The following is a 24,399-nucleotide window of genomic DNA, read 5'->3' as shown; positions in this document are numbered from 1 at the left end:
AATTTATGTGTGGAATTATCGGTATTGTTGGCAAATCGCCTGTCTCTGACCGGCTGGTCGATGGGCTGAAGCGGATGGAATATCGGGGCTATGACAGCGCCGGTGTCTGCACGGTGTTTGACGGTCAACTCATCCGCCGCCGCGCCGAGGGCAAGCTGGCCAACCTCGTCAACGTCCTAAAAACCGATGATGCTGCGGGTAACATAGGCATCGCCCATACCCGTTGGGCCACGCATGGCGCGCCAACCACAAGCAACGCGCACCCGCATGCGACGGGCGAAGTGGCCTTGGTCCACAATGGCATCATCGAAAATTTTAAACAGCTCCGCGATGAACTGACGGCGCGCGGCCGGACGTTCGAAAGCGAAACCGATACCGAAGTTGTGGCGCATCTGGTTTCGGAGCAGGTGGAGGCTGGTCATTCGCCCGCCGATGCGGTGAAGGCTGTGCTCCCCCGCCTGCGTGGTGCCTTTGCGCTGGCGATTGCGTTTCGCCAATTTCCCGATTTCCTGATTGGCGCGCGGCTCGGAAGCCCGCTGGTCGTCGGCTATGGCGATGGCGAAACCTATTTGGGGTCGGACGCGCTTGCGCTTGCGCCACTGACGCAAAAAATTGCCTATCTGGAGGAAGGCGACTGGGTGATTGTCGCACGCGACGGCGCGCAGATTTTCGACAAGGACAACCATCCGGTCGAGCGCGCGATTACCACCTCCGGCGTGTCTGCGGCGCAAATCGAAAAGGGCAATTACCGCCATTATATGCAGAAAGAGATTTTTGAGCAGCCGACCGTGGTCGCGCAAACACTCTCCAGCTACATCCGCCCGTTGGAGCAAACCGTCGCCCTGCCGCAGATGGATTTTGATCTTGCCGGTGTCAAACGCATTACCATCGTTGCCTGCGGCACGTCTTTTTACGCTGGTATGGTCGCCAAATATTGGTTCGAAACCTTCGCCCGCGTGCCCGTCGACATCGATGTAGCGTCGGAATTCCGGTATCGCGACCCCGTGTTGGAGGAAGGCGGCCTTGCGCTATTCATATCCCAATCGGGGGAGACCGCAGACACACTGGCGGCGTTGCGCCACTGTAAGGAAAATGGCCAGACAATCGCGGTTGTCGTCAACGTGCCGACATCCAGCATGGCGCGTGAAGCGGACCTGTTGCTGCCCACACATGCCGGTCCCGAAATCGGTGTTGCCTCCACTAAGGCATTTACCTGCCAGCTTGCGGTGCTGGCTGCGCTCGCCGCGCATCTGGCGCTGGTGAAAGGCAAGTTGAGCGCCGAGGAAGAACGCGAGATTGTGCGTCATCTTATTGAGGCTCCAGCCGCCCTGAACGCGGCGTTGGCGCATGATGAAGATATTGCTGCAATGGCGCATTTGATCGCGCCTGCACGTGACGTGCTCTACCTTGGCCGTGGCCCGGATTATCCGTTGGCGATGGAAGGCGCTTTGAAGCTGAAGGAAATCAGCTACATTCATGCGGAGGGATATGCCTCAGGCGAGATGAAGCATGGACCAATCGCGTTAATCGACGAAGCCGTGCCGGTCATCGTTCTTGCGCCCAGCGGGCCGCTGTTTGAAAAAACCGTGAGCAATATGCAAGAGGTCCGCGCGCGCGGCGGCAAGGTCGTGCTGATATCCGACGCCGAAGGCATCGCCGAAGCCGGCGAAGGTTGCCTCGCCACCATCGAAATGCCTACGGTCCACCCGCTGATCGCGCCGTTGGTCTATGCCGTGCCTGTCCAATTACTTGCATATCATGTCGCCTGCGCCAAGGGCACGGACGTGGACCAACCACGCAATTTGGCCAAGTCGGTGACGGTGGAGTGATTTTGGGCAAAAGTCGTTGAAAGCGTGTCGGCAATTCGCCATCAGTTGAATTGCCTGGAGGTTGGAACAATTGCGGTTTTTTGCGCGCTTTAAACGCTATTTCAGTCGGCAAAAGTTGCTGCCACCGCCGCCGCGCGAGACAGCGGCGGCTACACCATGGCCACCCGCGCCTGTTGCAGCCTCTGGGCGCAATGCCTTTCAATCTGCCGTGTCTTCAGAACCGGCATGGATGAAATATCCAGTCACGCCGCCCAAGGGGCACATCATTGTTTTTGCGAATGAAAAAGGCGGCGTGGGGAAATCTACGTCGGCGTTTCACACCTGCATTGCGCTTTGCAATGCGGGTGAAAGCGTGGCGGCGCTGGATGTCGACCTACGGCAGTTGACGCTCCACCGCGCTTTGTGGGCGCGGTTGGAAAGCGCGACGGAATATGGGGTGAAGCTGCCCGGACCAGAGCAAATCATGCTCGCACAACAAAATGAGAGCGAGCTTGAAGAAAAGCTGCGCATGGCGCGGATCCGGCACAGTTTCATCATCATTGATGTGGGCGGCCATGATTCGCCAATCGCGCGGCGGGCGATTTTCATGGCGGATACAATTGTAACGCCCGTAAATGATAGTTTCATTGACCTCGATATGCTTGGCCGTATTGACCCGCGCAGCGGGGAGTTCAAAACGCTCGGCAATTTCGCGCGATTGGTCGAGCATTTGAAGGAGCCGGGCCTTGCCATACGACCCAAGCCGCTGGATTGGGTGGTGATGCAGAACCGGTCCCGAAGTCTTGGCACGAAAAACGAGATTAAGGTGCGCGAGGCGCTGGAAAAGATCGCGCCGGTTGCAGGCTTTCGCCTTGTACCGGGTTTGCGTGAACGCGTGACCTATCGCGAACTGTTTCCGCAAGGGTTGACCCTGTTTGACCTGGAAATGCTTCCCCAATTGGGGCGCATGCAGCCACAGGCACGTGAAGAAATCTGGGCGATGTTGCGTGCGCTGAGGCTCCCAAGCGATGCGCTTAATCAGGCTATTGGATAGGCGCGTAAATATTTAGCATGCTGATAAGGTGTGAGTTGCAAAAATGTAAACCGGGCCTCTTCTGATTTTGCATTGCCTGACGTGCCCCTATGCTCGTTAAGAAGCATCAGAAACATCGGAACATGCTCATGTCTCACTATAGCGATATTCAATCTACCCATTACACGGCACTCGGATTTTCGGACTGGTTCGCCTTGCGTATCACCAAGACCCTGCGCTGGGGCGCAGATACGTTTTTTGCCAAACGATACGGCAATCGCGCGATAGTTTTAGAGACCGTCGCTGCTGTGCCCGGCATGGTTGGTGCAACGCTATCACATTTACGGGCGCTTCGGCTAATGCAAGACGACCGGGGCTGGATCCGCACATTGATGGATGAGGCGGAAAATGAGCGGATGCATCTGATGACCTTCATCGAGATCGCGCAGCCATCTTGGTTTGAACGGATTGTCATCCTGTCCGTACAATGGGTCTTCTATATTTTCTTTTTCTTCCTCTATCTGATTTCCAGCAAGACGGCGCACCGGCTTGTTGGCTATTTCGAAGAAGAGGCCGTGCTGAGCTATACCTTATATCTCGCGGAAATTGACGAGAGGCGGCACCCCAACCCGCCCGCGCCCGCGGTTGCGCTGCGTTATTGGAACTTGCCTGAGGGCACGACGTTGCGCGATGTGATCCTGATCATCCGTGCGGATGAGGCCCACCACCGTGACACCAACCATTATATGGCCAATGCGCTATCGGGTCGTGATGCTGACCATGAGGCGATAACGGCGTGCCCACCACATGTGTCGCTGAACGCTGGATTGCTGTAACGGTTCGGGGTTGTTCATGACCCAAGCAGCGTTATGTGTGGGCGTATGAATACGCCTGCCAAAATGATCATCGTTTTTATCCTATTGTGGGTGGCGGTGCATTTGTTGCTCTATGGATATGTGAAACGCCGCATCGCCGCTGCCAAGCGTGACAAGGATGCCGAGGCATAGCTTGATTTGCCGTTTTCGTATGCCTATAGCGGAATTGCAGAAACAAGCGGTCCCGTGGGGCCGCTTTTTGGCTTTTGGAATATGCCAAACATTTGGTCGAAAGGAATAAAACCATGTCGATTACGCCCTTGATGCCAGTCTATCCGCGCTGCGGTTTTCGGCCGGTGCGCGGTGAGGGCGCTTGGCTGATTTCCGAAGACGGCAGCCGCGCGCTGGATTTTGCCGCTGGTATCGCGGTGAATTTGCTTGGCCATGGCCATCCGCACCTGACCAAGGCGATTCAGGATCAGGCTGCAACGCTTATGCACGTATCTAACCTCTATGGCAGCCCGCAAGGCGAAGCCTTTGCCCAAAGGCTGGTGGATACGACATTTGCCGACACCGTGTTTTTCACCAATTCTGGTGCCGAGGCCGTCGAATGCGCGATGAAAACCGCGCGGGCGTATCATCAGAGCCAAGGTAGCGACCGGTTCGAGATTATCACTTTCAAGAACGCCTTTCATGGCCGGACGATGGCGACGATTTCGGCAAGCAATCAGGAAAAGATGCACAAGGGCTTCATGCCATTGCTTGACGGCTTTAAATATGTCGATTTCGACGATTTGGAAGGCGCGAAAGCCGCCATCGGGCCAAAGACAGCCGCGTTTCTGGTTGAACCCATTCAGGGCGAGGGCGGCGTTCGGCCTGCGTCCGATGCATTCATCCAAGGCCTGCGTGCGCTGGCGGATGAACATGGCATCATGCTGATCCTGGATGAAGTGCAATGCGGTGTAGCGCGCTCGGGCACGCTATATGCTTATGAACAATATGGCATCATTCCCGACATCATGGCGACGGCAAAGGGCCTGGGCGGCGGATTTCCGGTCGGCGCATGCCTCGCCACCGAAGCGGCTGCGCGCGGCATGGTCGTTGGTACGCATGGATCGACCTATGGCGGCAATCCGTTCGCCATGGCGGCCTGTCAGGCGGTTTGGGATGTCGTGGCGAACGAGGAATTTTTGGCGCAAGTGCGTTCAACAGGTGAAAAGCTGCGTTCCACGCTTGAACAATTCATCGGCAATTATCCTGATTTGTTTACCGGTGTGCGCGGTAAGGGCCTGATGCTCGGCGTGATGATGACGCATGAAACCCGGGCCTTTGTGGCGCATTTGCGCGACAATCACGGGCTGTTGTTGGTGGCGGCGGGTGACAACACCTTCCGCGTATTGCCGCCGTTGAACATCGGTGATGCCGAAATCCAGACATTCATGGAAAAGTTGTCGGCGGGCGCCGCAAGCTACCAGATGCCGCAAGCTGCATGACGCGCCATTTCCTGAACTTGAGCGACGCCGGCGGCGATGCAGTTGCAGCGATGTTGAACGATGCCATGGACAGGAAAAATGCCCGGATCGGATGGCCAAAGGGCAAATCAGATGCCGACGCGCCGCTTGCTGGCCACACATTGGCGATGGTTTTTGAGAAAAACTCGACTCGCACGCGAACATCGTTTGAAATGGCGATGAAGCAATTGGGCGGCGACAGTATCTTTATGGCGTCTGGCCAGATGCAGCTGGGTCGCGGCGAAACCATTGCCGACACGGCGCGCGTATTGTCGCGCTATGTCGATGCCATCATGATCCGCACGGATGACCATGCTAAGGTCGAGGAACTGGCACATTACGCCAGTGTGCCAGTGATTAACGGCCTGACTGATCTGTCGCATCCCTGCCAGATTGTTGCTGACCTGTTAACGGTGATGGAACATGAAAAGGCATTGCCGGGGCTAGAAGTAGCGTGGCTTGGTGATGGCAACAACGTGCTCAATTCTGTGGTGGAGGCGGCAGGGCTGTTCCAGTTTAATGTGCGGATCGCCGTACCCCAAGGGTATGAAAGCGAAAGCAATTTTATACAAGCCGCCAAGGCCGCTGGTGCGAACATCACGCTTACCCGCGATGCCGCAGAGGCAGTGGCAGGCGCAGATATAGTTGTGACCGACACATGGGTGTCAATGGGACAGGAGCATGCCCATAACAAGATGGCGGCCATGATGCCGTATCAGGTGAATGAACGCCTCATGGCTTTGGCAAAGCCGGATGCGAAGTTCCTACATTGCCTGCCAGCGCATCGCGGTGAGGAAGTGACCGATGCTGTGATCGACGGCCCACAATCACTCATTTGGGATGAGGCTGAAAACCGGCTTCATGCGCAAAAGTCGATTTTGTTATGGTGCCTCGGCAAGTTATAATGGCCGAACAATCGGAAACCTTATCCAATCAGCCATTGCGCTTTTCCATACCCACGCGCGACGCGCGCGGACGGTTGGTGCGTCTCGACGATGTGCTTGGCGAAATTTTGGCGGCCCATGCTTATCCGCCAGTGATTGAACGGACATTGGCGGAGGCTTTAGTTTTGACGGCGCTGCTGGGCGCGTCGTTGAAGGAGCCGGGCAGCCAGCTGACGTTGCAAACGCAGACGGAAAAAGGCGCAATCCGCTTATTGGCCTGCGACTATAAGGATGGCGCATTGCGCGGCTATGCGCAGTTTGATGCCGCGACTGCCGCCGCCCTGCCGCAGGATTCGACACTATTTGGCATTTTCGGACAGGGCTATCTCGCGATCACTTTTGACCGCATGAAGCCCGCCAGCGAGGGCGGGGGCCGGTATCAGGGCATCGTGCCACTTGAAGGCGAGACGCTCGCCGATGCGGCGCAGAATTATTTCGTACAATCCGAACAAATCCCGACCTTCATTCGCGTTGCTGTGGACCATGTCGATGGCCGTTGTGTGGCGGGCGGCCTGCTGGTGCAGCATTTGCCCGAGGGGGAGGAAGGTCGCGAGCGTTTGCATGTGCGGCTCGACCATCCTGAGTGGGGGCATATCGAGGTCTTGTCTTCGACCATCGCCGCCGCCGAGCTTTCCGACCCGACGCTTCCGCTGGAGGAAATCGTCTGGCGATTGTTCCATGAAGAAACAGAAGTGCGCATTGAGCAAGGCGATCTTCTGTCAAAGGGCTGCCGCTGTGATCCAGTTCATATCCGCGATGTCATTGCCAAATTTCCTGCCGTTGACCGCGCCGAAATGGCAGATGATGCCGGAGACATCGTCGTCGACTGCGAATTTTGTTCGCGCCGCTTTCCGATAAGCCTTGCCAGTTTTAACAACTGAACTGCGCAACAACGGCGGCGCTTCATTTATCGTTCATGAACCACATGCTATCGTGCAAAACGTCACAAATGATGGTACGAAGGGTCAGGACCACTTAAATCCACCTTCGCGGCGTCAAAATGGCAAAGATATCGAAGGAAAATGTCCGCCGCAGGCAGTTATTCTGCCTGCAAGGGCATTTTGCTTTGAGATCGCAGCCATTTTGGCGTCCTTCGGATTTGACCCATATTGTCCATTGCCACGTTGGCAAGCTTGGACTTAGAACCACTAAGTCCTGCGCTTGCCGCCTTGCACTGAACAATATGGCCTCAAACCGCGAAGGTGGATTTAAGTGGTCCTGACCCTAGATCTCGAAAACCGGCTCGCTTCGCTGTATAAGGCTGATTTGCGGACAGAAGTTTATGAACAATATTTTCCTTCTTTATGCCTTCCCCGGTGCGCTTTTGCTTTCGTTGGCGGCGACGGGTTCCGCAAAATCAGATGGCGATATGGCTTTGCTTGACTCACTTGATCGGGGAATGTGGCAATTACGTCCAACAGGAGGGAGTGCGCCGACTACCAAAATCTGCCTTGGTAAATCGGAAAGCCTTACCCAAATCCAACACAGCGGCTTAGCGTGCGAACAGTATTTCGTGCGTTCGAGCCCCAATTCCCTAACGGTCAGCTACACCTGCGCAGGGCATGGTCAGGGGTTGACGATTATCCGTAAGGAAACAAACCGGATCATCCATATCCAATCGCAAGGTATTCGAGATAATGCGCCATTTTCGTTTTCAGCGGAAGGGCGAAGAACTGGGCCGTGTTAACCGAACACTTTCTCTCATTGGCCGTTCATCAATTATTTAATATCTTGGCCCTATGAGGTCAGGCGTGTCTTTTACGAGACACGCTTTCCTCCCTATGGCTGAGAAGCCTAGCCTGGGCCGCTGCTGAAAAGCTGAGCGGCCCATTTTTTGTTAGAATGCCGCGATCCCCGTGATGGCGCGGCCCAATATAAGCGCGTGCACGTCATGCGCGCCTTCATAGGTGTTGACCGTTTCAAGGTTTACCATGTGGCGCATGACCTGATATTCCTCGCTAATGCCGTTGCCGCCATGCATATCGCGCGCAGCGCGGGCGATATCGAGCGCTTTGCCAACATTGTTGCGCTTAACGATGGAAATCATGTCAGGCGCAAGCTGGCCTTCGTCCATCAAGCGGCCAACGCGCAACGATGCCTGCAGCCCCATGGCAATATCGGTCATCATATCGGCCAGCTTCTTTTGATATAACTGGGTGGCGGCAAGCGGTTTGCCAAACTGGTGGCGATCAAGGCCATATTGCCGCGCGGCGTGCATGCAGAATTCTGCCGCACCCAATGCGCCCCAACTGATGCCGTACCGGGCGCGGTTGAGGCATCCAAACGGGCCCTTTAGCCCTTGTACATCGGGCAGCAACGCGTCTTCGCCAACTTCGACATTGTCCATGATAATCATGCCCGTTGTCGATGCGCGTAACGACAGCTTACCCTGAATTTTCGGAGCAGTGAGGCCCTTCATACCCTTTTCAAGCACAAAGCCGCGAATGCCGCCGCCATGCGCTTCGGATTTTGCCCAGATGACAAAGACATCGGCAAAAGGTGCGTTGGAAATCCACGTTTTCGATCCATTGATGACATAGCCGCCATCAACCTTTTTAGCGAAGGTGCGCATGCCCGCAGGGTCCGACCCGGCGTCAGGCTCAGTCAGGCCAAAGCAGCCGATCAGCGTGCCGGCAGCCAGACCCGGCAGATATTTGCGCCTTTGCGCTTCTGAACCAAAAGCATAGATGGGATGCATCACCAAAGACGACTGTACCGATGCCATCGAACGATAGCCCGAATCGACGCGCTCAATTTCGCGCGCGATCAGCCCGTAAGCGACATATGACGCGCCGGCGCCGCCATATTCCTCAGGTATGGTCGCGCCAAGCAGGCCGGTCTGCCCCATCAACGGGAACAGTTCAGGCGCGTCACATTCCGTCCGGTAAGCATCGATAACGCGTGGTTGCAATTCGCTTTGCGCAAAGGCGCGCGCGCTGTCGCGAATCATGCGTTCGTCTTCGGTCAGTTGGTCCTCAAGACGAAAAGGGTCAGACCAATCGAATGCTGCCAACTCGGCCATTTTTATCTCCCTTGGGAAGGCCTGCTGAATAGCGACCTGCGTCCTGTTTGCCTTTATAAGCGTGCGGGCAAGACAGCAACCCTTGCCATCAACTCTGCGCCTTGCCATGCATTATGGGAATACAGAATAATGACTGGGGAAATTAATGGCATTAGCAGCCGAAACGAAAACGCTTCTCGAAACGCTGGGCTGCGCTGTTGATGGCGGCGACCTTTCTGTGCACAGCCCAATTGATGGTAGTCGCATCGGGGCGGTGGCGACCGCGACAGTCGACGATATGAACGATGCTGTTGAAAAATCAAACGCTGCCTTTCTGATGTGGCGCCGCGTTCCTGCGCCGCGCCGTGGGGAGCTTGTCCGCTTATTTGGCAATGCGCTGCGTGAACAAAAATATGACCTTGCCCGCCTTGTCACCATTGATTGCGGAAAGCCGCTGTCGGAAGGACTTGGCGAAGTGCAGGAGATGATCGACATTTGCGATTTTGCCGTGGGTCTTTCACGGCAATTACATGGCCTGACCATCGCCAGCGAACGGCCCGGTCACCGGATGATGGAGCAATGGCATCCAATTGGTCCAGTTCTCACCATTTCCGCGTTTAACTTCCCTGTTGCGGTATGGGCATGGAACGCGGCTTTGGCATTGGTGTGTGGTAATAGCGTGATCTGGAAGCCATCGGAAAAAACGCCGCTGACCGCGGTTGCCGTTCAAGCCATTTTTGAAAAGGCGATTGCCGCGTTCGGCGATGCACCTGCGCATCTGTCACAAGTTCTTCAGGGCGGACGCGACACCGGGGCTGCTTTGGTGGCTGACCCGCGCATTGCGCTGATCTCTGCCACTGGCAGTACGGAAATGGGACGAAAGGTCGGCCAAGTCGCCGCGGCCCGCTTTGCCAAGACCATCCTTGAACTTGGCGGAAACAATGCCGCGATTATCAGCGACAAGGCGGACGTCGGGTTGGCACTGCGCGGCGTGTTGTTCTCGGCATTTGGCACAAGTGGTCAAAGATGCACCAGCCTACGCCGCCTTTTTGTGCATGACACGAACTACGACAGCTTCGTTGGGGCGCTCAAGTCGGCCGCTGGCTCAATGGCGGTGGGTGATCCGCTCGACAGCAGTAATCTTGCTGGACCATTGATCGACGCGCATGCGTATGCGCGCATGCAAACGGCGCTTGATGAGGCAAAAGAAGTTGGTGGCACCGTGACCGGCGGCGAACGTATCGCAATGAACGGCATCTATGTCCGCCCCGCTTTTGTCGAAATGCCTGCGCATGTTGGCCCAGCCTTAAGGGAGACCTTCGCTCCCATTCTCTATATCTTTCGCTATTCTGAATTGGCCGCCGCCATCGCCCAACAAAACAGCGTCGGGGCAGGGTTATCGTCGTCGATATTCTCGACCGACATGCGTGAATGCGAAAAGTTCCTATCTGCCGAAGGAAGCGATTGCGGCATTGCTAATGTTAATATCGGCACGTCAGGTGCCGAAATTGGCGGAGCATTTGGCGGGGAAAAGGAAACCGGCGGCGGCCGGGAGTCCGGCTCGGACGCATGGAAGGCCTATATGCGCCGCGCGACGAACACGATAAATTACTCCGACAATCTGCCACTTGCGCAAGGGGTGACATTCGACATAGGCTGATCGCCCAAAGGAGAGCGAAATGCGGGTTGATACACTACCGCCGGTGAAGGCAACGCTGCAACCGAGCAACCATCCCTATCTCAATGGGGCGTGGACGCCGCAGCATGCGGAAGTCACCGCGACCGACCTTGATGTGATTGAGGGCCGTATTCCCGACGATATTGACGGCATCTATTTGCGCAACACCGAAAACCAGTTGCATCAACCGCTAGGCCGCTACCACCCGTTTGACGGCGATGGCATGATCCACCAGATCGATTTTTCTGGCGGCAAGGCCAGCTATCGCAATCGCTTCATCCGCACCCGCTGTTTTCAGGCGGAGCAGGATGCGGGCGGGTCTTTATGGGGCGGGTTGATGGATAAAAGCAGCCTGTCCAAACGCCCCGGCTTTGGCGCGCATGGCAGCCTGAAGGATTCCTCCAGCACGGACATCATTGTGCACGCGGGCAAGGCTGTTTCCACTTTCTACCAATGCGGGGAGGGCTATGTGCTTGACCCCGAAACGCTGGAGCAAGAGGGTGTTGCGTCTTGGGTTCCGCTTGATGGCATTTCCGCGCATCCCAAGGTTGACCAGCGCACGGGTGAGTTGTTGTTCTTCAACTATTCAAAACATGCGCCCTACATGCATTATGGCGTCGTCGATCGCAGCGGCAGGCTCGCGCATTATGTCCCCATCCCGCTGCCGGGGCCACGTTTGCCGCATGACATGATGTTCACGCAAAACTGGTCAATATTGTGCGACTTCCCGCTTTTTTGGGATGAAGAGTTGCTGAAGCGTAACGTCCATGTGACGCGGCTACACGAGGGACTAGCATCGCGTTTCGCGCTCATCCCGCGTTACGGTCAGCCAGAAGATATCCGCTGGTTTGAGGCGGAACCTACTTTTGTTCTGCACTTCATCAATGCTTTTGAAGACGGCGATGAAGTCGTGCTTGATGGTTATTTCGAAGAAGACCCCTATCCCCTGCCGCTCGAAAATGCCGACGGCTACGGCCATATGATGGCGTATGTTGACGAACATAGCTTCAAGCCAAAGCTGCACCGGTGGCGGTTTAACTTGGCCGATGGCACAACGCGCGAAGAGCGGCTCGATGACCGCATCCTCGAATTCGGGATGATGAACCAGCGTTATTTGGGGCTGCCCTATAGATACGCCTATAGCACGACTTCTAAGCCCGGCTGGTTCCTGTTTAACGGTTTTGTGAAGCATGACATGGTCACGGGCGAGTCATGGTCTGTGGAGCTTCCAGAGGGGCGCTACGGCAGTGAGGCACCCTTTGCCCCACGTGTCTGTGCGGTTGACGAGGATGACGGCTATCTCGTCAGTTTTGTGACCGACGAAAATCGCGGAACATCCGAATGCATATTGATCGACTGCAAACGCTTTGCAGAAGGGCCAGTGTGCCGGATTGCGCTGCCGCATAAAATCAGTAGCGGCACCCATGCGCATTGGGCAGATCGCTCGGCCCTGTAACGCAAGATCATTTCTGGAAAACGACTTTGGTGCCGGGCTTGAATATGCCTGAGCCCCCTGCTGCGCGTCCATTTGTGAGGCGCACGAAAGCATGGCTTTCGGTGCGGCCAATTATCACTGCCTATTGTTTCAGGCGCTTGTCACGACCATAAAAGGACTATGCCGGAAACTTCGACGATCCTGTTTATCCTTTGGGCCGTCATGCTTGGCGGCGTCGGCGGTGGTTTGACAACTATTGGTCCTTGGTACAAAAACCTCGTCAAACCATCTTGGCAGCCCCCTGATTGGCTTTTTGGGCCAGCATGGACATTGATCCTTGGTTTGGGCGCATGGGCGGGCATTTTGGCGTGGGATGGTGCCACAACCGATGCGGAACGCACGAGCATCATCATTTTATATGCGGTGAACTTCGTCTTCCACTTTTTGTGGTCGCCATTATTCTTCAATCTGCGACGTCCGGATTGGGCGTTGATTGAAGTTGTGTTTCTATGGGTCTCAGTTCTGGCGCTTTTTATTGGGTTGCGGCCATATTCAGTGTTCGCGAGTTGGCTTATCGTGCCATATTTAAGCTGGGTCAGCTTTGCTGCGGTGCTCAACCTCAAAATCGTCCGTTTGAATAAGCCTTTCGGTAAGGCGCAATAATCGACGCCAACGCTTGTACGGCGGGCGACCCGATTATATTCAGCTTCGAAGATATTGTTACTGGACTAGGCGATCACTGCACCAAATGCGTGGTTGCCTGTAGCGGAGCCAAATAAAGGTCTCTTGAGACCCGTAATGGAATGGTGCGCCCTACAGGAGTCGAACCTGTGGCCTCAAGATTAGAAGTGTCGCGCTCTCCCGCCGCCAACAAAAGCACCGCCCCATGTTCATCTGTAATGCCGGTCAGCCACGCAAAGTCTGGATCTTGTCGAAACACGGGGCCAGCGGGCGGTTCGGTAACAACTTGATCGGCTCCGAATACGACCGCAAGTCCTGTTTTGAGTCCTCGCATTAGTCGTTCGCGATGTTCGCGAAACACCGCAGGTTCAAAGGTAAAAGTTCCGGCCCGTCTGCGATATTCTGGCGGTGGAAAAACCTGCCCATGGAGAGGAAATGTAATGGCTACTGTAGCAGATAGTCCGGCACCAAGCATTAGCCGGCGAGTCAGTTTTTCTTGTCCCTTGAATCATAACACGTCATCTTAAGTGTCACTTTTGTGATCAGGTCTTGCAATCGAAATTATCGTAGCAGCAAGTGAGATGTCTGATATCCATAGAAAGCGAACCGTCCCTATCTTCGTCGCGACCGAGAATGACATAAAGCTTAAAACCCAACCATCAGTTCTTAAACCTTGGCGAGCGCCTGTTCTAGGTCAGCGATCAAATCTTCCGGTTCTTCGACGCCAATCGATAGACGCACTAAACTAGGTAAAATGCCACAAGTTTGCTTTGCTCTCTCACTGACGTCCACATGTGTCATTCCAGCTGGGTGAGATGCCAAGCTCTCGGTTCCGCCTAAACTGACAGCTAATTTGATAATTTGAAGTGCATCGAGAAAGCGAAAAGCTTCGGGCTCTCCGCCGTGCAGTATAATCGAAAATGTAGATCCGGCTCCCTCGCATTGGGCGGAAAAAGTTTTGCCCTGCTCGCTTTCAGTATCAAGAAATCCTAGATACTGAATGGCTGCTATTTTTTTATGGTTTCGCAGGTGATTAGCGACGATGGCAGCACTCTCGGCTGATTTTCGCATCCGGATCGATAGCGTTTCCAAGCTCCGCAAAAGAAGCCAAGCAGTGTGTGGATCCACCATCGTGCCCAAAATTGTGCGCATAACTTGAATGGAAGCGATGTCGGCGGCGGTGCCAAGGCACGAACCTGCAATTAAATCGCTATGTCCGCCGACATATTTTGTGAGGGAATAGATGCTTATGTCAGCCCCATGTTTTAGTGGTTGTTGCCAAAGAGGGCCGAGCAGTGTGTTATCAACAATGACTTTAGCACGTTGATCTCTCCTGGGTGACCGACTCTCAGCAACGCGCCTAAGCAAAGCGATATCGACGAGATCGTTGGTCGGATTGGCGGGGGTTTCAGCAAAAATCAACGGGATGCGACCGGCTTCGCCAGCAAGCTGCTCAGCACGATCATAAGCTAACGTAACTTCTTCTTCCAATGCACGAGCCGGAAAGCTTAGTGAGCGAATTCCGAACTGCGGCAGCAGCTTCTCGAACAGGAATTCTGTTCCACCATAGGCTGGCGTCGAGTATAGAATGACATCGCCTGGCCGCGCGAATGTTAAAATTGTGGTCGAGATCGCGGCCATTCCGCTTCCGAAAGCAAGCGCATTTTCAGCGCCGTCCCATAAGGTTAGGCGATCCTCCAGAATTTCCAGCGTCGGATTGTTAATTCGAGAATATATGAGGCCAGGGTCTTCGGACGGCTCGCGATCACGGATCCCGTATGCGATCTGCATAAACGATTTTCCCGCCGCCGCACTTTCAAACGCAAAAGTCGAGTTTTGAAATATGGGGCACTTTATAGCACCCTCCGATAGCTTAGGATCGAAACCGTAGCTCATCATTAAAGTGGACGGCTGAAGCCGATGCGCACCAATATTCAAAATGGTTCTTTTCATTGATCACCTCCGCTTCTACATCGAAACAGGTATATGATTTCGAGACGCGTGTCCTTGCGTTCTCATTGGCGATTGAGCGTTAAATTGGCAGCTTCTTGCAATAAAGGTATGTTTAGTGGCGGAAACCGTGCTTGATCAGATTGATATTGCTATCCTTCGCGAACTGCAGTCGAACGGCAGAGTTTCAAATATTGAACTTGCTGACCGCGTGGGACTATCTGAATCGCCGTGCTTACGCAGAGTTCGCCGATTGGAACATGAAGGACTGATTTCGGGATACCATGCGCACTTGGACGTGTCTCGGCTGGGGAGGGCTTTCTCTGTTTACGTTGGTGTGAAAATGCAGTGCCATTCTAGCGAGCATGTATTGCCTTTCGAAGAATGGGTTCGAGCGCATCCTGAAGTGGCAACTTGTGATCTTATCTCTGGCGACTTTGATTATTTGCTTCATATCGCGGTTGCTGACCTTAATGCGTACGAAAGGTTTTTGACGGAGCATCTCTTATGTAATCCCGCAATCTCTGACATTAGAACTATGATTGCACTCCGCAGCGTGAAAAAACCATTTGGTGTAGAAGCGCATCCGACGCCCCTTGGTCGGCAGAGTTGCTAGGGTCAGGACCACTTAAATCCACCTTCGCGGCGTCAAAATGGCAAAGATATCGAAGGAAAATGTCCGCCGCAGGCAGTCATTCTGCCTGCAAGGGCATTTTGCTTTGAGATCGAAGCCATTTTGGCGTCCGAAGGATTTGACCCATACTGTCCATTGCCGCGTTGGCAAAGCGCGCCTTAGAACCACTAAGCCTGCGCTTTGCTGCCTTGCACTGAACAGTATGGCCTCAAACCGCGAAGGTGGATTTAAGTGGTCCTGACCCTAACCGCCGATCGCGCCCGATATATATGGTGTTCAAAAGTAGTCGGCTCGCAGCAAAAGGGGACTGTTGGCGGACGTCTGTTTCGATTCGTGTTCACTGGCGAGTTCTTGAGGGTTTTGGTGACACCGTCATGGCATCGACCAGGCGCAGCCCCAAAACAACCCAAAAATGACGACGGATTATCGGCTTGCCGGAGAGCCTCCAAAGTGCCAGCCGATTTTGCAAATGTTATCAATTGTGTCCTGCAAGCAAAGAAATTGACAATGCATTGTTGCCGCTGTTTGGCACACAACACTGCTGGGGTTTTGTAACATCTAGTCAAGAACTGTAACTTAATTCTAGGTGTTTTGAAATGACTGTCTCGCAAGATAATCCCTCGCTGCCTTTGTTCTACAAGGAACTGGTGCCCTTAAATTCAGGCGCGCACCAAGCTTGGCATATGCGGACGACGGATAAAGCCTCATGGATGGCTAATCAGCACGCTGTGCCGCTTACAACCGGAGAGTTCGTGAAGGCGCAGCGGGTTTTCCCGATCATTTTTTCATCCGCAAACGCGCCGGTACCGTTGGCGCTGATGGGACTGAATGAGGGGGCCAATGTCTATGTGGCTGACGATGGCGCGTTTAAAGCAGAAATGTACATCCCCGCATATGCGCGGCGGTACCCGTTCCTGTTGGCACGTCTTGAGCCAAGCGAGGAAACACTCTCTTTGTGCGTAGATCCCACGTCAGACCTCGTTGGCGCGTTCGATGATGGCGAGCCGTTGTTCGACGGGACCGAACCATCGGAGCGCTGCAAGTCTATTCTGAGCTTCTGCGAGCAGTTTGAAGTCGCCGCGCTGCAGACCACCGCATTCGTCGATCTGTTGGTGAAGCATGACCTGTTGACCGAAGGCGAGTTCACCATTCAGCGCGAAGGCGATGCGCAGCCCTCCGTCTACCGCGGATTTAAGATGGTGACAGACGAAAAGTTAAACGCGCTTTCAGCCAAAACGCTTGCTGCGCTGAATGAGAGTGGGGCGCTGCGCTTAATTCACCTTCACCAGGCCTCATTGGGCGTGGTTTCCGACATCTTCACTCTACAATCTAAGTCGGTGTGACGCCGAAGGCGCGCGCGCGAAATCTAAATGAATTTTGCATCAGGGATTTAATAATGCACGGAAATTTGCGGAAGTTCATTGTGACGGCGCTCGGTCTTTGGCTCGCTTTGTCTGGTGTTCCCGAGGCGCAAGCACAGCTTCAGCCCGATAATGTTGGCGCCCAGATATTGCGGCAAACAGAGCCCAAGGAAACGCCTCAGCAGTCGGTAAAAGTTCGCCCAGAAGTTACCGTCGTTGAGCCAACGAAGTCCGACGGCCCTAATATTGTCGTTTCCGGGTTTCGGTTCGAAGGCAATAAGGTGTTTAAGGCAGATGTCCTTGCGCCCGTTTTGCAACGCTTCGTGGGGCAGGGTCTAGCTTTGGCTGAACTCCAATATGCTGCTGATCTAATCGGCAAATATTATCAGGATCAAAATTACGTGGCGCGGGCCGTGGTGCCAGAGCAGGATGTCGTCGATGGAATTGTCCGCATTCAAATTGTGGAAAGCCGACTCGATAAAATAGAAATTGATGGTTCGTTCGGCGGTTCGAATCAAGGCCGCATACAGGACTTTGTTGGCGCTGGGTTGAAGTCTGGCGACAATCTCAACCTGCGCCGTATTGAGCGGGGCACACTTCTATTAAATCAACTTCCCGGAACCGATTTTCAAACTGTGCTGCGCTCTGGATCGTCCGACGGCACGTCGTTGGTTGTGGTTGTGCCCGTCCTAAATTCTACGCAGTCATTTAACGTGGTGGTTGATCGGGCTGGTTCTGCGCGTTCCGGTCAGGAGCGCGTCATACTGAGTGCTAGCGCCCATCCGCTCGCAACATTCGGCGACGAACTTTCGCTAACGGCTTTGGCTTCGCGGGGTGTCCAATATGGGCGCGCGGGATATAGTTTGCCGATCGGCAGTGACGGACTTTCGGGCAGCCTGGCGCTATCGGGGCTTCGGTACAGCCTTTTGAACACGCCCATCGACATAAAGGGCAGCAGCGCCGCGGCTATATTCGGCCTGCGTTACCCCGTTGTGCTCCAGTTCGATCACGCCGTCATGCTCAGCTTTGAGGGTGGTTATAGGGCGTTTTCGGATCGTGTCGTGACTTTGACGACCAAGAGGTCGTTGGTTTTCGGTTCAGCTGCAATCGACGTGACGGCCGCAGATGATCTGTTGGCGGGGGGCACTTCTGCCTTTGGTATTAACGTTCTTGCTGGCCACACAGCCTCGCAAGGTAGCCATGTCCGGATGTTGGGTTACATAAACCGTCGCCAGAATCTCACCAAAAAAGACGCGATTATATTGCGGGTCAGCGGTCAGGTAGCGTCAGAAAAGCTGGACCCGTCGCAGTTGATGATGATCAACGGGACGAGTGGAGTTGCAGCGTTTAGCAACGATGAAGATGTATCCGGTCGGTCTGGCCTAAATGGTCGCGTGACATATGAACATAATTTCGCGCCGACGCTGACTGCGTCCGTCTTTTATGATTTCGGTAAAGTATATGGCGCGGCCGCCAACCGTCCCACTAGCCTGCGTGGCGTGGGCGTGGGGGCGTCTTGGAGCCCCCTGGCAGGGCTGACGATTGAGGCCTCCGCTGGGCGGCCGATCCGCGCGCCGGATGCATTTGATAACAGTATAAAAACATGGGTCAGCGCGCGGCTGAGCTTTTGATGTCTGGAATGAATATGTTGCAACGAACCATCACGCTCAACCCAGGCCGGGCCGTTCCCACGAGACTGAGGAGACTATTTCTCGCTGGTAGTGCGCTCACCCTTGTTTTGGGCTGTCCAGCTAACGCTGAAGATCTCCCGACGGGCGGAACCGTCGCTGCGGGTGATGCCACGATTTCCCAGTCGGGGTCGAAGATGGTCATTAACCAGTCGACCAATAAAGCCGTTATCAACTGGAACACATTTGATATCGCTTCGGGCGCGAGCGTTAATTATGTGCTGCCAGACAGCGGGTCCATCACGCTCAACCGCGTGACGAGTGATGATGCAAGTAAGATTTTTGGTTCGCTGACCTCGAACGGCCAAATTTTCCTCCTGAACCCGCGCGGGATCGTTTTTGGCGTCGGTAGCCGGATCAATGCCGCCGGTATTGTTGCAAGCACATTGACGCTGTCGGACGAAGATTTTCAGGCTGGCCGGTACGACTTCAAGGGCAACGGCATTAAGGGCGCGGTCGTCAATCAGGGCGAAATTGTTGTCAACGGCTACGCAGCGTTGCTCGCGCCGACTGTGCGCAACGAAGGTATCATTTTTGCCCAGATGGGCACTGTTGCTCTTGCTGGCGGACAGCAACTTACACTGGACGTCGCAGGCAACAACCTTGTCTCCGTTCAGGTCAATCCGGCCCTGGTCGATCAACTAATCGAAAATCACGGCCTCATTGCTGCTCCAGATGGGCGTGTTATCATGACGCTGTCGTCCGAGCGGCGGCTGATGGATGGTGCCATCGCGTCCAACTTGCAGCAGGCGCAGGCGATTGTTAATGCCGGTGATGGCGTAACGAGCCGGATTGTTGCCGGGGGCAAGATCGAGAGCGGCTCGATTGTGATTGCGGGCGGTGTAACCGGCCGTGTTGAAGCGACGGGCGCGATTTCTTCGCAAAATCTCTCCGGTATTGGTGGCCAGATCGCGATAACCGGCGGCGATGTGTTCGTGGGCAGTGGCGCATCGGTCGACGCGACGGGCAGTAGCGGCGGCGGCGCGGTGGACATTGGCGGCGGGTTCCAAGGGGCTTCGCCCGATCTTCTGAATGCCCGCACCACCACGGTGGATGCGGGCGCCTCGATCAAGGCTGACGCTCTGACCTCCGGCAACGGCGGTCATGTCGTTATATGGTCGGATAAGGCAACGCAGTTCGCGGGCAGCATTTCTGCGCGCGGTGGCGCGGAGGGCGGCGATGGTGGTTCAGTCGAAGTATCGGGTAAGCAATTGCTTGATTTCACCGGATCGGTTGATCTGCGTGCGGCTGCTGGCAAGACAGGCACGCTGCTTCTCGATCCTAATAATCTGACAATCCAGGCGGCTGGACCAGACGCGGGTGTAACTGGAACCGACGCCTCGGCTTCTGGATCTATCCTCACCGTTTCGACTATTCGAAACCTGCTTGAAACAAGCAACGTCGTTGTTACTTCGGGATCATCAAGCGACTTGGAGGCTGGCAACATCACCGTCGCCAGCGATATCAGCTGGGTCACCTCCAACGACCTGACGCTGCGGGCCGCAAACAATGTTGTTATAAATGCCAATATTCTAGCCCTCTCCGGTGGACTAACGCTTGAAGCTGGCCGAACGGCGGACGGCTTAAGTGCCACCGCTTCGGGTTCGGTATCGCTCAACGCAGCCAACAATATCCGCTTGCTTTCCAAGGGGCTGACCGTCAGCGCGGTAAGCGGAATTGCGTTGAGCGGTTATGTTGAATCCAAGACACTTGCGTCGCTGACCACATCCGCCACAGCCAGCAACGTCGCTGCCTCAAATGCGTCCAATATCTTCTCTTCAGGGGTCACGGCGACTTCTGGCGGCGCTGGATCGATCAATCTGAAGGGCACTGGCAATACCGAATTAAAGGCGATCAGTGCCGGTACGCTCGGCGCGACCATCGAAGTGGCGGGCAGCGTCACCAGCACGTCGGCGTTTACTTCGCAGGGTGCGGTGTCGATAACCAGTTCTCCCGGCTCTGACGGCAACATTGACTTGACTGGTGCCTTTTCGGCCGCCGGCAACGTGACGCTTTCAGCCGACAAGCCAGGCTTTATCCGGATCAACACCATCACCCGCGATACGGTATTCAATACAGTTACGGGCGGCGGCGCCATCACGCTGACCAGCGCGGCGAACGCCATCACGCTCGGCGTGAGCGCGCAGGCGATTACGGGTCAGGGCGGCGACGCAGGTCAGGCCAGCGGACTGGTAACTATTTCGGCAACTGCAGTGAATATCGCCACATCAATTGTGACCCAGGGCGGCAATGTCAACATCACATCAACCACGGGGTCTATTACGACCAGCGCTGGCGCAGATATTACTACTACAGCCATTGTCAACACCGGCACTACGTCGGGATCTGTCACTGTCGCCGGTGCAGCGGGCGTTATACTGAACAACGTCACGACGACCGGCGCTGCTAACGACACGGCCGCCGGCAGTAACGCGGCGACAGTGAACATCAGTTCATCGGGTGGCAATGTGTCGGTCGCTGCCATTACGACATCCGGTGGCCAGCCGCAGCGCGATGACACTCTTGGCGACGGTGGCGTAGGGCTTGATAACGGCGGTAACGCTGCCTCGATTACGTTGAGCACGACTGGAACCAACCGGACCATTCTGCGAGGCAACCTGACGGCGATCGGTGGAGAATTTAGCGGTTCCAGCGTTGCTGCGCAGGGCCTTGGCGGCAACATCACGGCCAATGGCCGTGTTACGCTGAATGATCACATCAGTATTGATACCGGTGCCACCACTGGGTACATTTTCTTACTTGGAACGGTGGACTCAGAATCCAGCGCGGCATTGAAGGCGCTGACCCTCAGGGCAGGCGCGGGTAACGTGCGGCTCGGTGGCGCGGTGGGCCAGACTGCCGCGCTTTATTCGCTGGATGTGACTTCGGCGGTCACTACTGATATTTTTGCCAGCCTCAAGACAGATGGCAGCACCAGCATCGGTGGCCGGACAACTGGCGTGCGCATCGCCACGTCATCCAAGCTTAACATCGGGAATGTCACGACGCAGGCCGATAACACGCCAGTCGTTATCGACACCAGCGGTGGCAACGGCGTGTTCACGCTGAATAACGGCGCGTTCACAACGATTGCCACGGAAATGCATGCGCCTGTTACATTCACGCGCGGCACCGGTCTGATCTCCCTGAACTCGACGCTCTACAGCAGGACCAGTGAATATAATAATCTGACGTTTAACACTGTTAGCGGAACGGGTGGCGCTGTCACGGTTGTGAGCACCATTGGCGGTGGCACGTCGGGCAATACGACTGCACTGGGCGATATTTCCCTTTCCAGCGTCGGCAACCTAAGCCTTGCTGCCGGTATCTCAGCCAAGAGCTTGGTGTCGCTGGGCGGGACGGGCTCGATCACGCTGGCGACAAATACCAGCACCTTCCAATATTATAATGGCGCAAACGGGCTGCAGATGTCCTCCAGCTCTGGCTCGGCGCTCTCCGTCAATATGAACGCGACGCTGACGCAGAGTGGCGCGCCCGTGTCGGTATCGGCAACGGGCACCAATACGCAACTTACGATCAGCGGCACGACAACGACGGCCGGCGGCGCAGTGACGATTTCAACCAAGGGTTTGCTGTCGGCTACGCAGAATAACAGCAGCATCTTGACTTCCAACGGCGCCATTACGCTGACGGGCCTTGGTGGCATCACCAACAATTCAGAGTCATCAAGCAGTGTGTATAACGCCGGGACCGGGAAAATCCGGATGTTCGGCGGCGGCAATACCATCACCCAATATGCGCTGGTATCGACGACCAATGCGGACACCAATGGCACGCCTGCGGTTCTCATCACCGATGCGGGCGCGGTCAATCTCTCGACTGTTAACATAAATAACGGCACTTTGGGCCTGGGTACCCTTCAGATCGGCATTGTTGCCTCTGACACCGCAGTTGCGCCTGCGCAAAGCGTCGCTGCGGGCGGCGCTTTGACATTGTTGGAGAGCGGACTGCGCCTGCGGACAAGCAAGGCCCTAAAACTCACATTTACGGGCAATGAGACGTCGAACAGTTTTGTCATCACCGGCACCGATGCCAGCGGCAATGCGCAATCGGAAACAGTTTCTGGTGCATCTGCCTCCAGCGTCACATCCTCCAAGAGCTATAAGACGATTACCAGCGTTGTTGCCACAAATGCGACAGCGGCGAATGTTTCTGTCGGGCTTGCGGCTTCCGATACAATTTCTGGTGCGCTTTCCCAGGTCGACGTCTGGAACCAGACAGATAAGATTGATATCGCCAACCTTACGGTGTCATCGGCCAGTTCGATTTCCATCACATCGTCCGTCAATAAAATTGATACCTTGAGCAATTTCGACGTTGGTAGCAGCCTGACTGTAAAGGCCGTGGGCCACACGGCGGGTATGGCACTGACGGGAAATGTGACGGCTACGTCGGTGGACATCGGGACCGGAAATGGGGCGCTCCTTCTCGGCAATTTCAACATTACGGCTACGGCGGGCAACGCAACGCTCACTGGTCTTGGCATCACGCAGGGTGCGTTATCGACAATCACCGCATCCAACCAAGTCTATCTCTACGGATATGATTACAACAACGGCAACAACCGCGGAGTCATCGACTTTAAGGGTAACATTGTTGCTGGGAACACATCGACCAATTCGGTCATGGTGCATGGCTTTACGAATGCCATTCTTGGGAATATTACGGCTGGTACCTTAGCATCACGTGGCGGCATGTTCATCGGTGATGATAATTATTATGGCATCTCCGGTTCTGGAGGCAATTATTGGAACTGGTTCACCGGCACTATTTCGCAAAATACCGGTACGGCGATCAAGGTCGGCCAACTCTACATAAGAGCGCGCGATGCATCGGCCGGCTCCGGTGCGATTGCGCTGACCAATCCTAATAATGAATTCCGTGCCGTCGACCGCATCTTGCGTTATGGGTCATTCTCGATTTTTGATGCTGACACTGAAGGGAACAATCTGGTCCTTCAGAGCAGTCTTCATGAAGGCGCCAATCAATCTTCTATCAAAATCAAGACCATGGGCGCTCTGACTGTCAATGGCATTGATATACAAGGCTATGGTGTGACCCTTGAGGGGACGTCGATTACGTCCAGTGCAAATATCTGGTCGGGTGTTGGCGACTTAATATTGCGTCCAAACGGCGGGAATGTGACGCTGTCAGGGACACAGCGCTCAAACTCATCGGCACAGAATTATTACATTCAGAATGCTAATAATGTTCAACTCGGTTACACCGAGAGCAATTTTGCCAAGCTTCAGTTCGGTGCGGATTTGGTAACTGCGGCCGTTTCTGCAAGTCAGGAAATTTCTGATCAAGGAGGGGCGCTCTCCATCAACGGCACTGCCGCGGCAAGCAGCGTTGCCACGTCGTCCACTGGGAACCGCATTGTCATCACCAGCGGCGCGGATGATAGCGCCCGCACCTTTACTGTGACCGGCACCGACATGTTTGGCCGCACCTTGACCGAAACAATCACCGGCGCAAATGCGGCCGCGGCATCGGGCAGCAAGTATTTTGCGACTGTGACTTCTGTTTCGGCTGGCGCGGGAGGCATCTCCTCCGTTGCTGTTGGTTGGACCACAGAAAGCGTTGCCGGCAATGTCACGCAGCAGAATGATGTCGATTTGACAGCGCTTTCAGGTAAAGTTAGCGGGTCGATTACGCTGGACCGGTCGGCTAACAGCTTCAGTTCCGTGACGAATTTAACCGCTGGCGGTGCGATTAATCTGCGGACGGACAGCAGTCTTTCAGTTTCAGGCGCGCTCACATCAACAACGGGTGCAGTTACTCTGATGAGTAACTCCACGCAGGCAGTAAGCGCGACGACAGGTTCGGTGACTGCGGC

At 55.1% G+C, this 24,399-nt stretch carries 18 protein-coding genes (1 of these 18 cut by a window edge); 15 read left to right on the top strand and 3 right to left on the bottom strand.

From position 1 onward, the window contains the following. The first annotated feature begins 5 nt into the window (after window positions 1–5). The 8 genes from glmS (at window position 6) to HEQ34_RS03695 (ending at window position 7,798) form a co-directional block, all read left to right on the top strand. Complete coding sequence (gene glmS / locus HEQ34_RS03730) at window positions 6–1,829, top strand: glutamine--fructose-6-phosphate transaminase (isomerizing) (protein ID WP_296197574.1); 1,824 nt, start codon at window positions 6–8, stop codon at window positions 1,827–1,829. A gap of 229 nt (window positions 1,830–2,058) precedes the next feature. Beyond that, window positions 2,059–2,862, top strand: coding sequence for a division plane positioning ATPase MipZ (locus tag HEQ34_RS03725; protein ID WP_296197571.1), 804 nt, complete (start codon window positions 2,059–2,061; stop codon window positions 2,860–2,862). 128 nt (window positions 2,863–2,990) lie between these two features. Then, window positions 2,991–3,677 (top strand): alternative oxidase, encoded by a 687-nt coding sequence (locus HEQ34_RS03720; protein ID WP_296197569.1) that lies wholly within the window; start codon window positions 2,991–2,993, stop codon window positions 3,675–3,677. A 45-nt stretch (window positions 3,678–3,722) separates the two neighbouring features. Next, window positions 3,723–3,848: a hypothetical protein gene (locus tag HEQ34_RS03715; RefSeq protein ID WP_296197566.1), complete on the top strand. Its 126-nt coding sequence runs from the start codon at window positions 3,723–3,725 to the stop codon at window positions 3,846–3,848. A 113-nt stretch (window positions 3,849–3,961) separates the two neighbouring features. After that, window positions 3,962–5,149, top strand: coding sequence for an aspartate aminotransferase family protein (locus HEQ34_RS03710; RefSeq protein ID WP_296197564.1), 1,188 nt, complete (start codon window positions 3,962–3,964; stop codon window positions 5,147–5,149). Then, window positions 5,146–6,072 (top strand): ornithine carbamoyltransferase, encoded by a 927-nt coding sequence (gene argF, locus HEQ34_RS03705; protein ID WP_296197561.1) that lies wholly within the window; start codon window positions 5,146–5,148, stop codon window positions 6,070–6,072. Before HEQ34_RS03710 ends, argF begins: the two co-directional genes overlap by 4 nt. Next, window positions 6,072–6,992, top strand: a complete 921-nt coding sequence (locus tag HEQ34_RS03700) for an Hsp33 family molecular chaperone HslO (RefSeq protein ID WP_296197559.1) — start codon at window positions 6,072–6,074, stop codon at window positions 6,990–6,992. Before argF ends, HEQ34_RS03700 begins: the two co-directional genes overlap by 1 nt. A 401-nt stretch (window positions 6,993–7,393) precedes the next feature. Further along, window positions 7,394–7,798 (top strand): hypothetical protein, encoded by a 405-nt coding sequence (locus HEQ34_RS03695; protein ID WP_296197556.1) that lies wholly within the window; start codon window positions 7,394–7,396, stop codon window positions 7,796–7,798. Between the two features lie 150 nt (window positions 7,799–7,948). Here HEQ34_RS03695 and HEQ34_RS03690 read toward each other — a convergent pair whose 3' ends face one another. Beyond that, window positions 7,949–9,133, bottom strand: coding sequence for an acyl-CoA dehydrogenase (locus HEQ34_RS03690; protein WP_296197553.1), 1,185 nt, complete (start codon window positions 9,131–9,133; stop codon window positions 7,949–7,951). 145 nt (window positions 9,134–9,278) lie between these two features. Here HEQ34_RS03690 and HEQ34_RS03685 point away from each other — a divergent pair, with 145 nt between their 5' ends. The 3 genes from HEQ34_RS03685 (at window position 9,279) to HEQ34_RS03675 (ending at window position 12,888) form a co-directional block, all read left to right on the top strand. Then, complete coding sequence (locus tag HEQ34_RS03685; RefSeq protein ID WP_296197550.1) at window positions 9,279–10,772, top strand: aldehyde dehydrogenase family protein; 1,494 nt, start codon at window positions 9,279–9,281, stop codon at window positions 10,770–10,772. A gap of 19 nt (window positions 10,773–10,791) precedes the next feature. Beyond that, entirely contained in the window at window positions 10,792–12,246 is a 1,455-nt protein-coding gene (locus HEQ34_RS03680; RefSeq protein ID WP_296197549.1) for a carotenoid oxygenase family protein, read from the top strand. Window positions 12,247–12,405: 159 nt separating this feature from the next. Then, the gene (locus HEQ34_RS03675) at window positions 12,406–12,888 is read left to right on the top strand and encodes a TspO/MBR family protein (protein ID WP_296197546.1); all 483 of its coding nucleotides are present in this window, start codon (window positions 12,406–12,408) and stop codon (window positions 12,886–12,888) included. 73 nt (window positions 12,889–12,961) lie between these two features. Here the strand turns inward: HEQ34_RS03675 and HEQ34_RS03670 are convergent, their stop codons facing one another. Then, window positions 12,962–13,381 carry an aminopeptidase P N-terminal domain-containing protein gene (locus HEQ34_RS03670; RefSeq protein WP_296197544.1) on the bottom strand — a complete coding sequence of 140 codons (420 nt, stop codon included), beginning with the start codon at window positions 13,379–13,381 and terminating at the stop codon, window positions 12,962–12,964. A 191-nt stretch (window positions 13,382–13,572) separates the two neighbouring features. Further along, window positions 13,573–14,859, bottom strand: a complete 1,287-nt coding sequence (locus HEQ34_RS03665) for a cystathionine gamma-synthase family protein (protein ID WP_296197541.1) — start codon at window positions 14,857–14,859, stop codon at window positions 13,573–13,575. A 115-nt stretch (window positions 14,860–14,974) separates the two neighbouring features. On the opposite strand from HEQ34_RS03665, the gene HEQ34_RS03660 reads away from it, so the two are divergent. The 4 genes from HEQ34_RS03660 to HEQ34_RS03645 form a co-directional block, all read left to right on the top strand. Continuing rightward, the gene (locus tag HEQ34_RS03660; RefSeq protein WP_296197538.1) at window positions 14,975–15,472 is read left to right on the top strand and encodes an Lrp/AsnC ligand binding domain-containing protein; all 498 of its coding nucleotides are present in this window, start codon (window positions 14,975–14,977) and stop codon (window positions 15,470–15,472) included. Window positions 15,473–16,086: 614 nt separating this feature from the next. After that, window positions 16,087–16,833 carry a SapC family protein gene (locus HEQ34_RS03655; RefSeq protein WP_296197535.1) on the top strand — a complete coding sequence of 249 codons (747 nt, stop codon included), beginning with the start codon at window positions 16,087–16,089 and terminating at the stop codon, window positions 16,831–16,833. A gap of 53 nt (window positions 16,834–16,886) precedes the next feature. Beyond that, window positions 16,887–18,482 (top strand): POTRA domain-containing protein, encoded by a 1,596-nt coding sequence (locus HEQ34_RS03650; protein ID WP_296197532.1) that lies wholly within the window; start codon window positions 16,887–16,889, stop codon window positions 18,480–18,482. Window positions 18,483–18,496: 14 nt separating this feature from the next. Beyond that, window positions 18,497–24,399: the beginning of a YDG domain-containing protein gene (locus HEQ34_RS03645; protein ID WP_296197529.1), read on the top strand. The gene runs 21,775 nt beyond the window's last position; 5,903 of the gene's 27,678 nt are visible here — the first part of the coding sequence; the start codon lies at window positions 18,497–18,499; its stop codon lies beyond the right edge, outside the window.

The sequence above is a fragment of the Sphingorhabdus sp. genome, assembly GCF_023910635.1.
Lineage (GTDB): Bacteria > Pseudomonadota > Alphaproteobacteria > Sphingomonadales > Sphingomonadaceae > Sphingorhabdus_B.
The sequence above is the reverse complement of the archived record's forward strand: the minus strand, read 5'-3'. Positions and strand labels throughout refer to the sequence as shown.

Excerpts from the sequence above, each read along its gene's own strand:
- HEQ34_RS03665 (WP_296197541.1), bottom strand. The coding sequence starts at position 14,859 with ATGAAAAGAACCATTTTGAATATTGGTGCGCATCGGCTTCAGCCGTCC.
- HEQ34_RS03650 (WP_296197532.1), top strand. The coding sequence starts at position 16,887 with ATGCACGGAAATTTGCGGAAGTTCATTGTGACGGCGCTCGGTCTTTGG.
- glmS (WP_296197574.1), top strand. The coding sequence starts at position 6 with ATGTGTGGAATTATCGGTATTGTTGGCAAATCGCCTGTCTCTGACCGG.
- HEQ34_RS03710 (WP_296197564.1), top strand. The coding sequence starts at position 3,962 with ATGTCGATTACGCCCTTGATGCCAGTCTATCCGCGCTGCGGTTTTCGG.
- HEQ34_RS03715 (WP_296197566.1), top strand. The coding sequence starts at position 3,723 with ATGAATACGCCTGCCAAAATGATCATCGTTTTTATCCTATTGTGGGTG.
- HEQ34_RS03670 (WP_296197544.1), bottom strand. The coding sequence starts at position 13,381 with ATGCTTGGTGCCGGACTATCTGCTACAGTAGCCATTACATTTCCTCTC.
- HEQ34_RS03680 (WP_296197549.1), top strand. The coding sequence starts at position 10,792 with ATGCGGGTTGATACACTACCGCCGGTGAAGGCAACGCTGCAACCGAGC.
- HEQ34_RS03655 (WP_296197535.1), top strand. The coding sequence starts at position 16,087 with ATGACTGTCTCGCAAGATAATCCCTCGCTGCCTTTGTTCTACAAGGAA.
- HEQ34_RS03700 (WP_296197559.1), top strand. The coding sequence starts at position 6,072 with ATGGCCGAACAATCGGAAACCTTATCCAATCAGCCATTGCGCTTTTCC.
- HEQ34_RS03690 (WP_296197553.1), bottom strand. The coding sequence starts at position 9,133 with ATGGCCGAGTTGGCAGCATTCGATTGGTCTGACCCTTTTCGTCTTGAG.
- HEQ34_RS03720 (WP_296197569.1), top strand. The coding sequence starts at position 2,991 with ATGTCTCACTATAGCGATATTCAATCTACCCATTACACGGCACTCGGA.
- HEQ34_RS03675 (WP_296197546.1), top strand. The coding sequence starts at position 12,406 with ATGCCGGAAACTTCGACGATCCTGTTTATCCTTTGGGCCGTCATGCTT.
- argF (WP_296197561.1), top strand. The coding sequence starts at position 5,146 with ATGACGCGCCATTTCCTGAACTTGAGCGACGCCGGCGGCGATGCAGTT.
- HEQ34_RS03725 (WP_296197571.1), top strand. The coding sequence starts at position 2,059 with ATGAAATATCCAGTCACGCCGCCCAAGGGGCACATCATTGTTTTTGCG.
- HEQ34_RS03695 (WP_296197556.1), top strand. The coding sequence starts at position 7,394 with ATGAACAATATTTTCCTTCTTTATGCCTTCCCCGGTGCGCTTTTGCTT.
- HEQ34_RS03685 (WP_296197550.1), top strand. The coding sequence starts at position 9,279 with ATGGCATTAGCAGCCGAAACGAAAACGCTTCTCGAAACGCTGGGCTGC.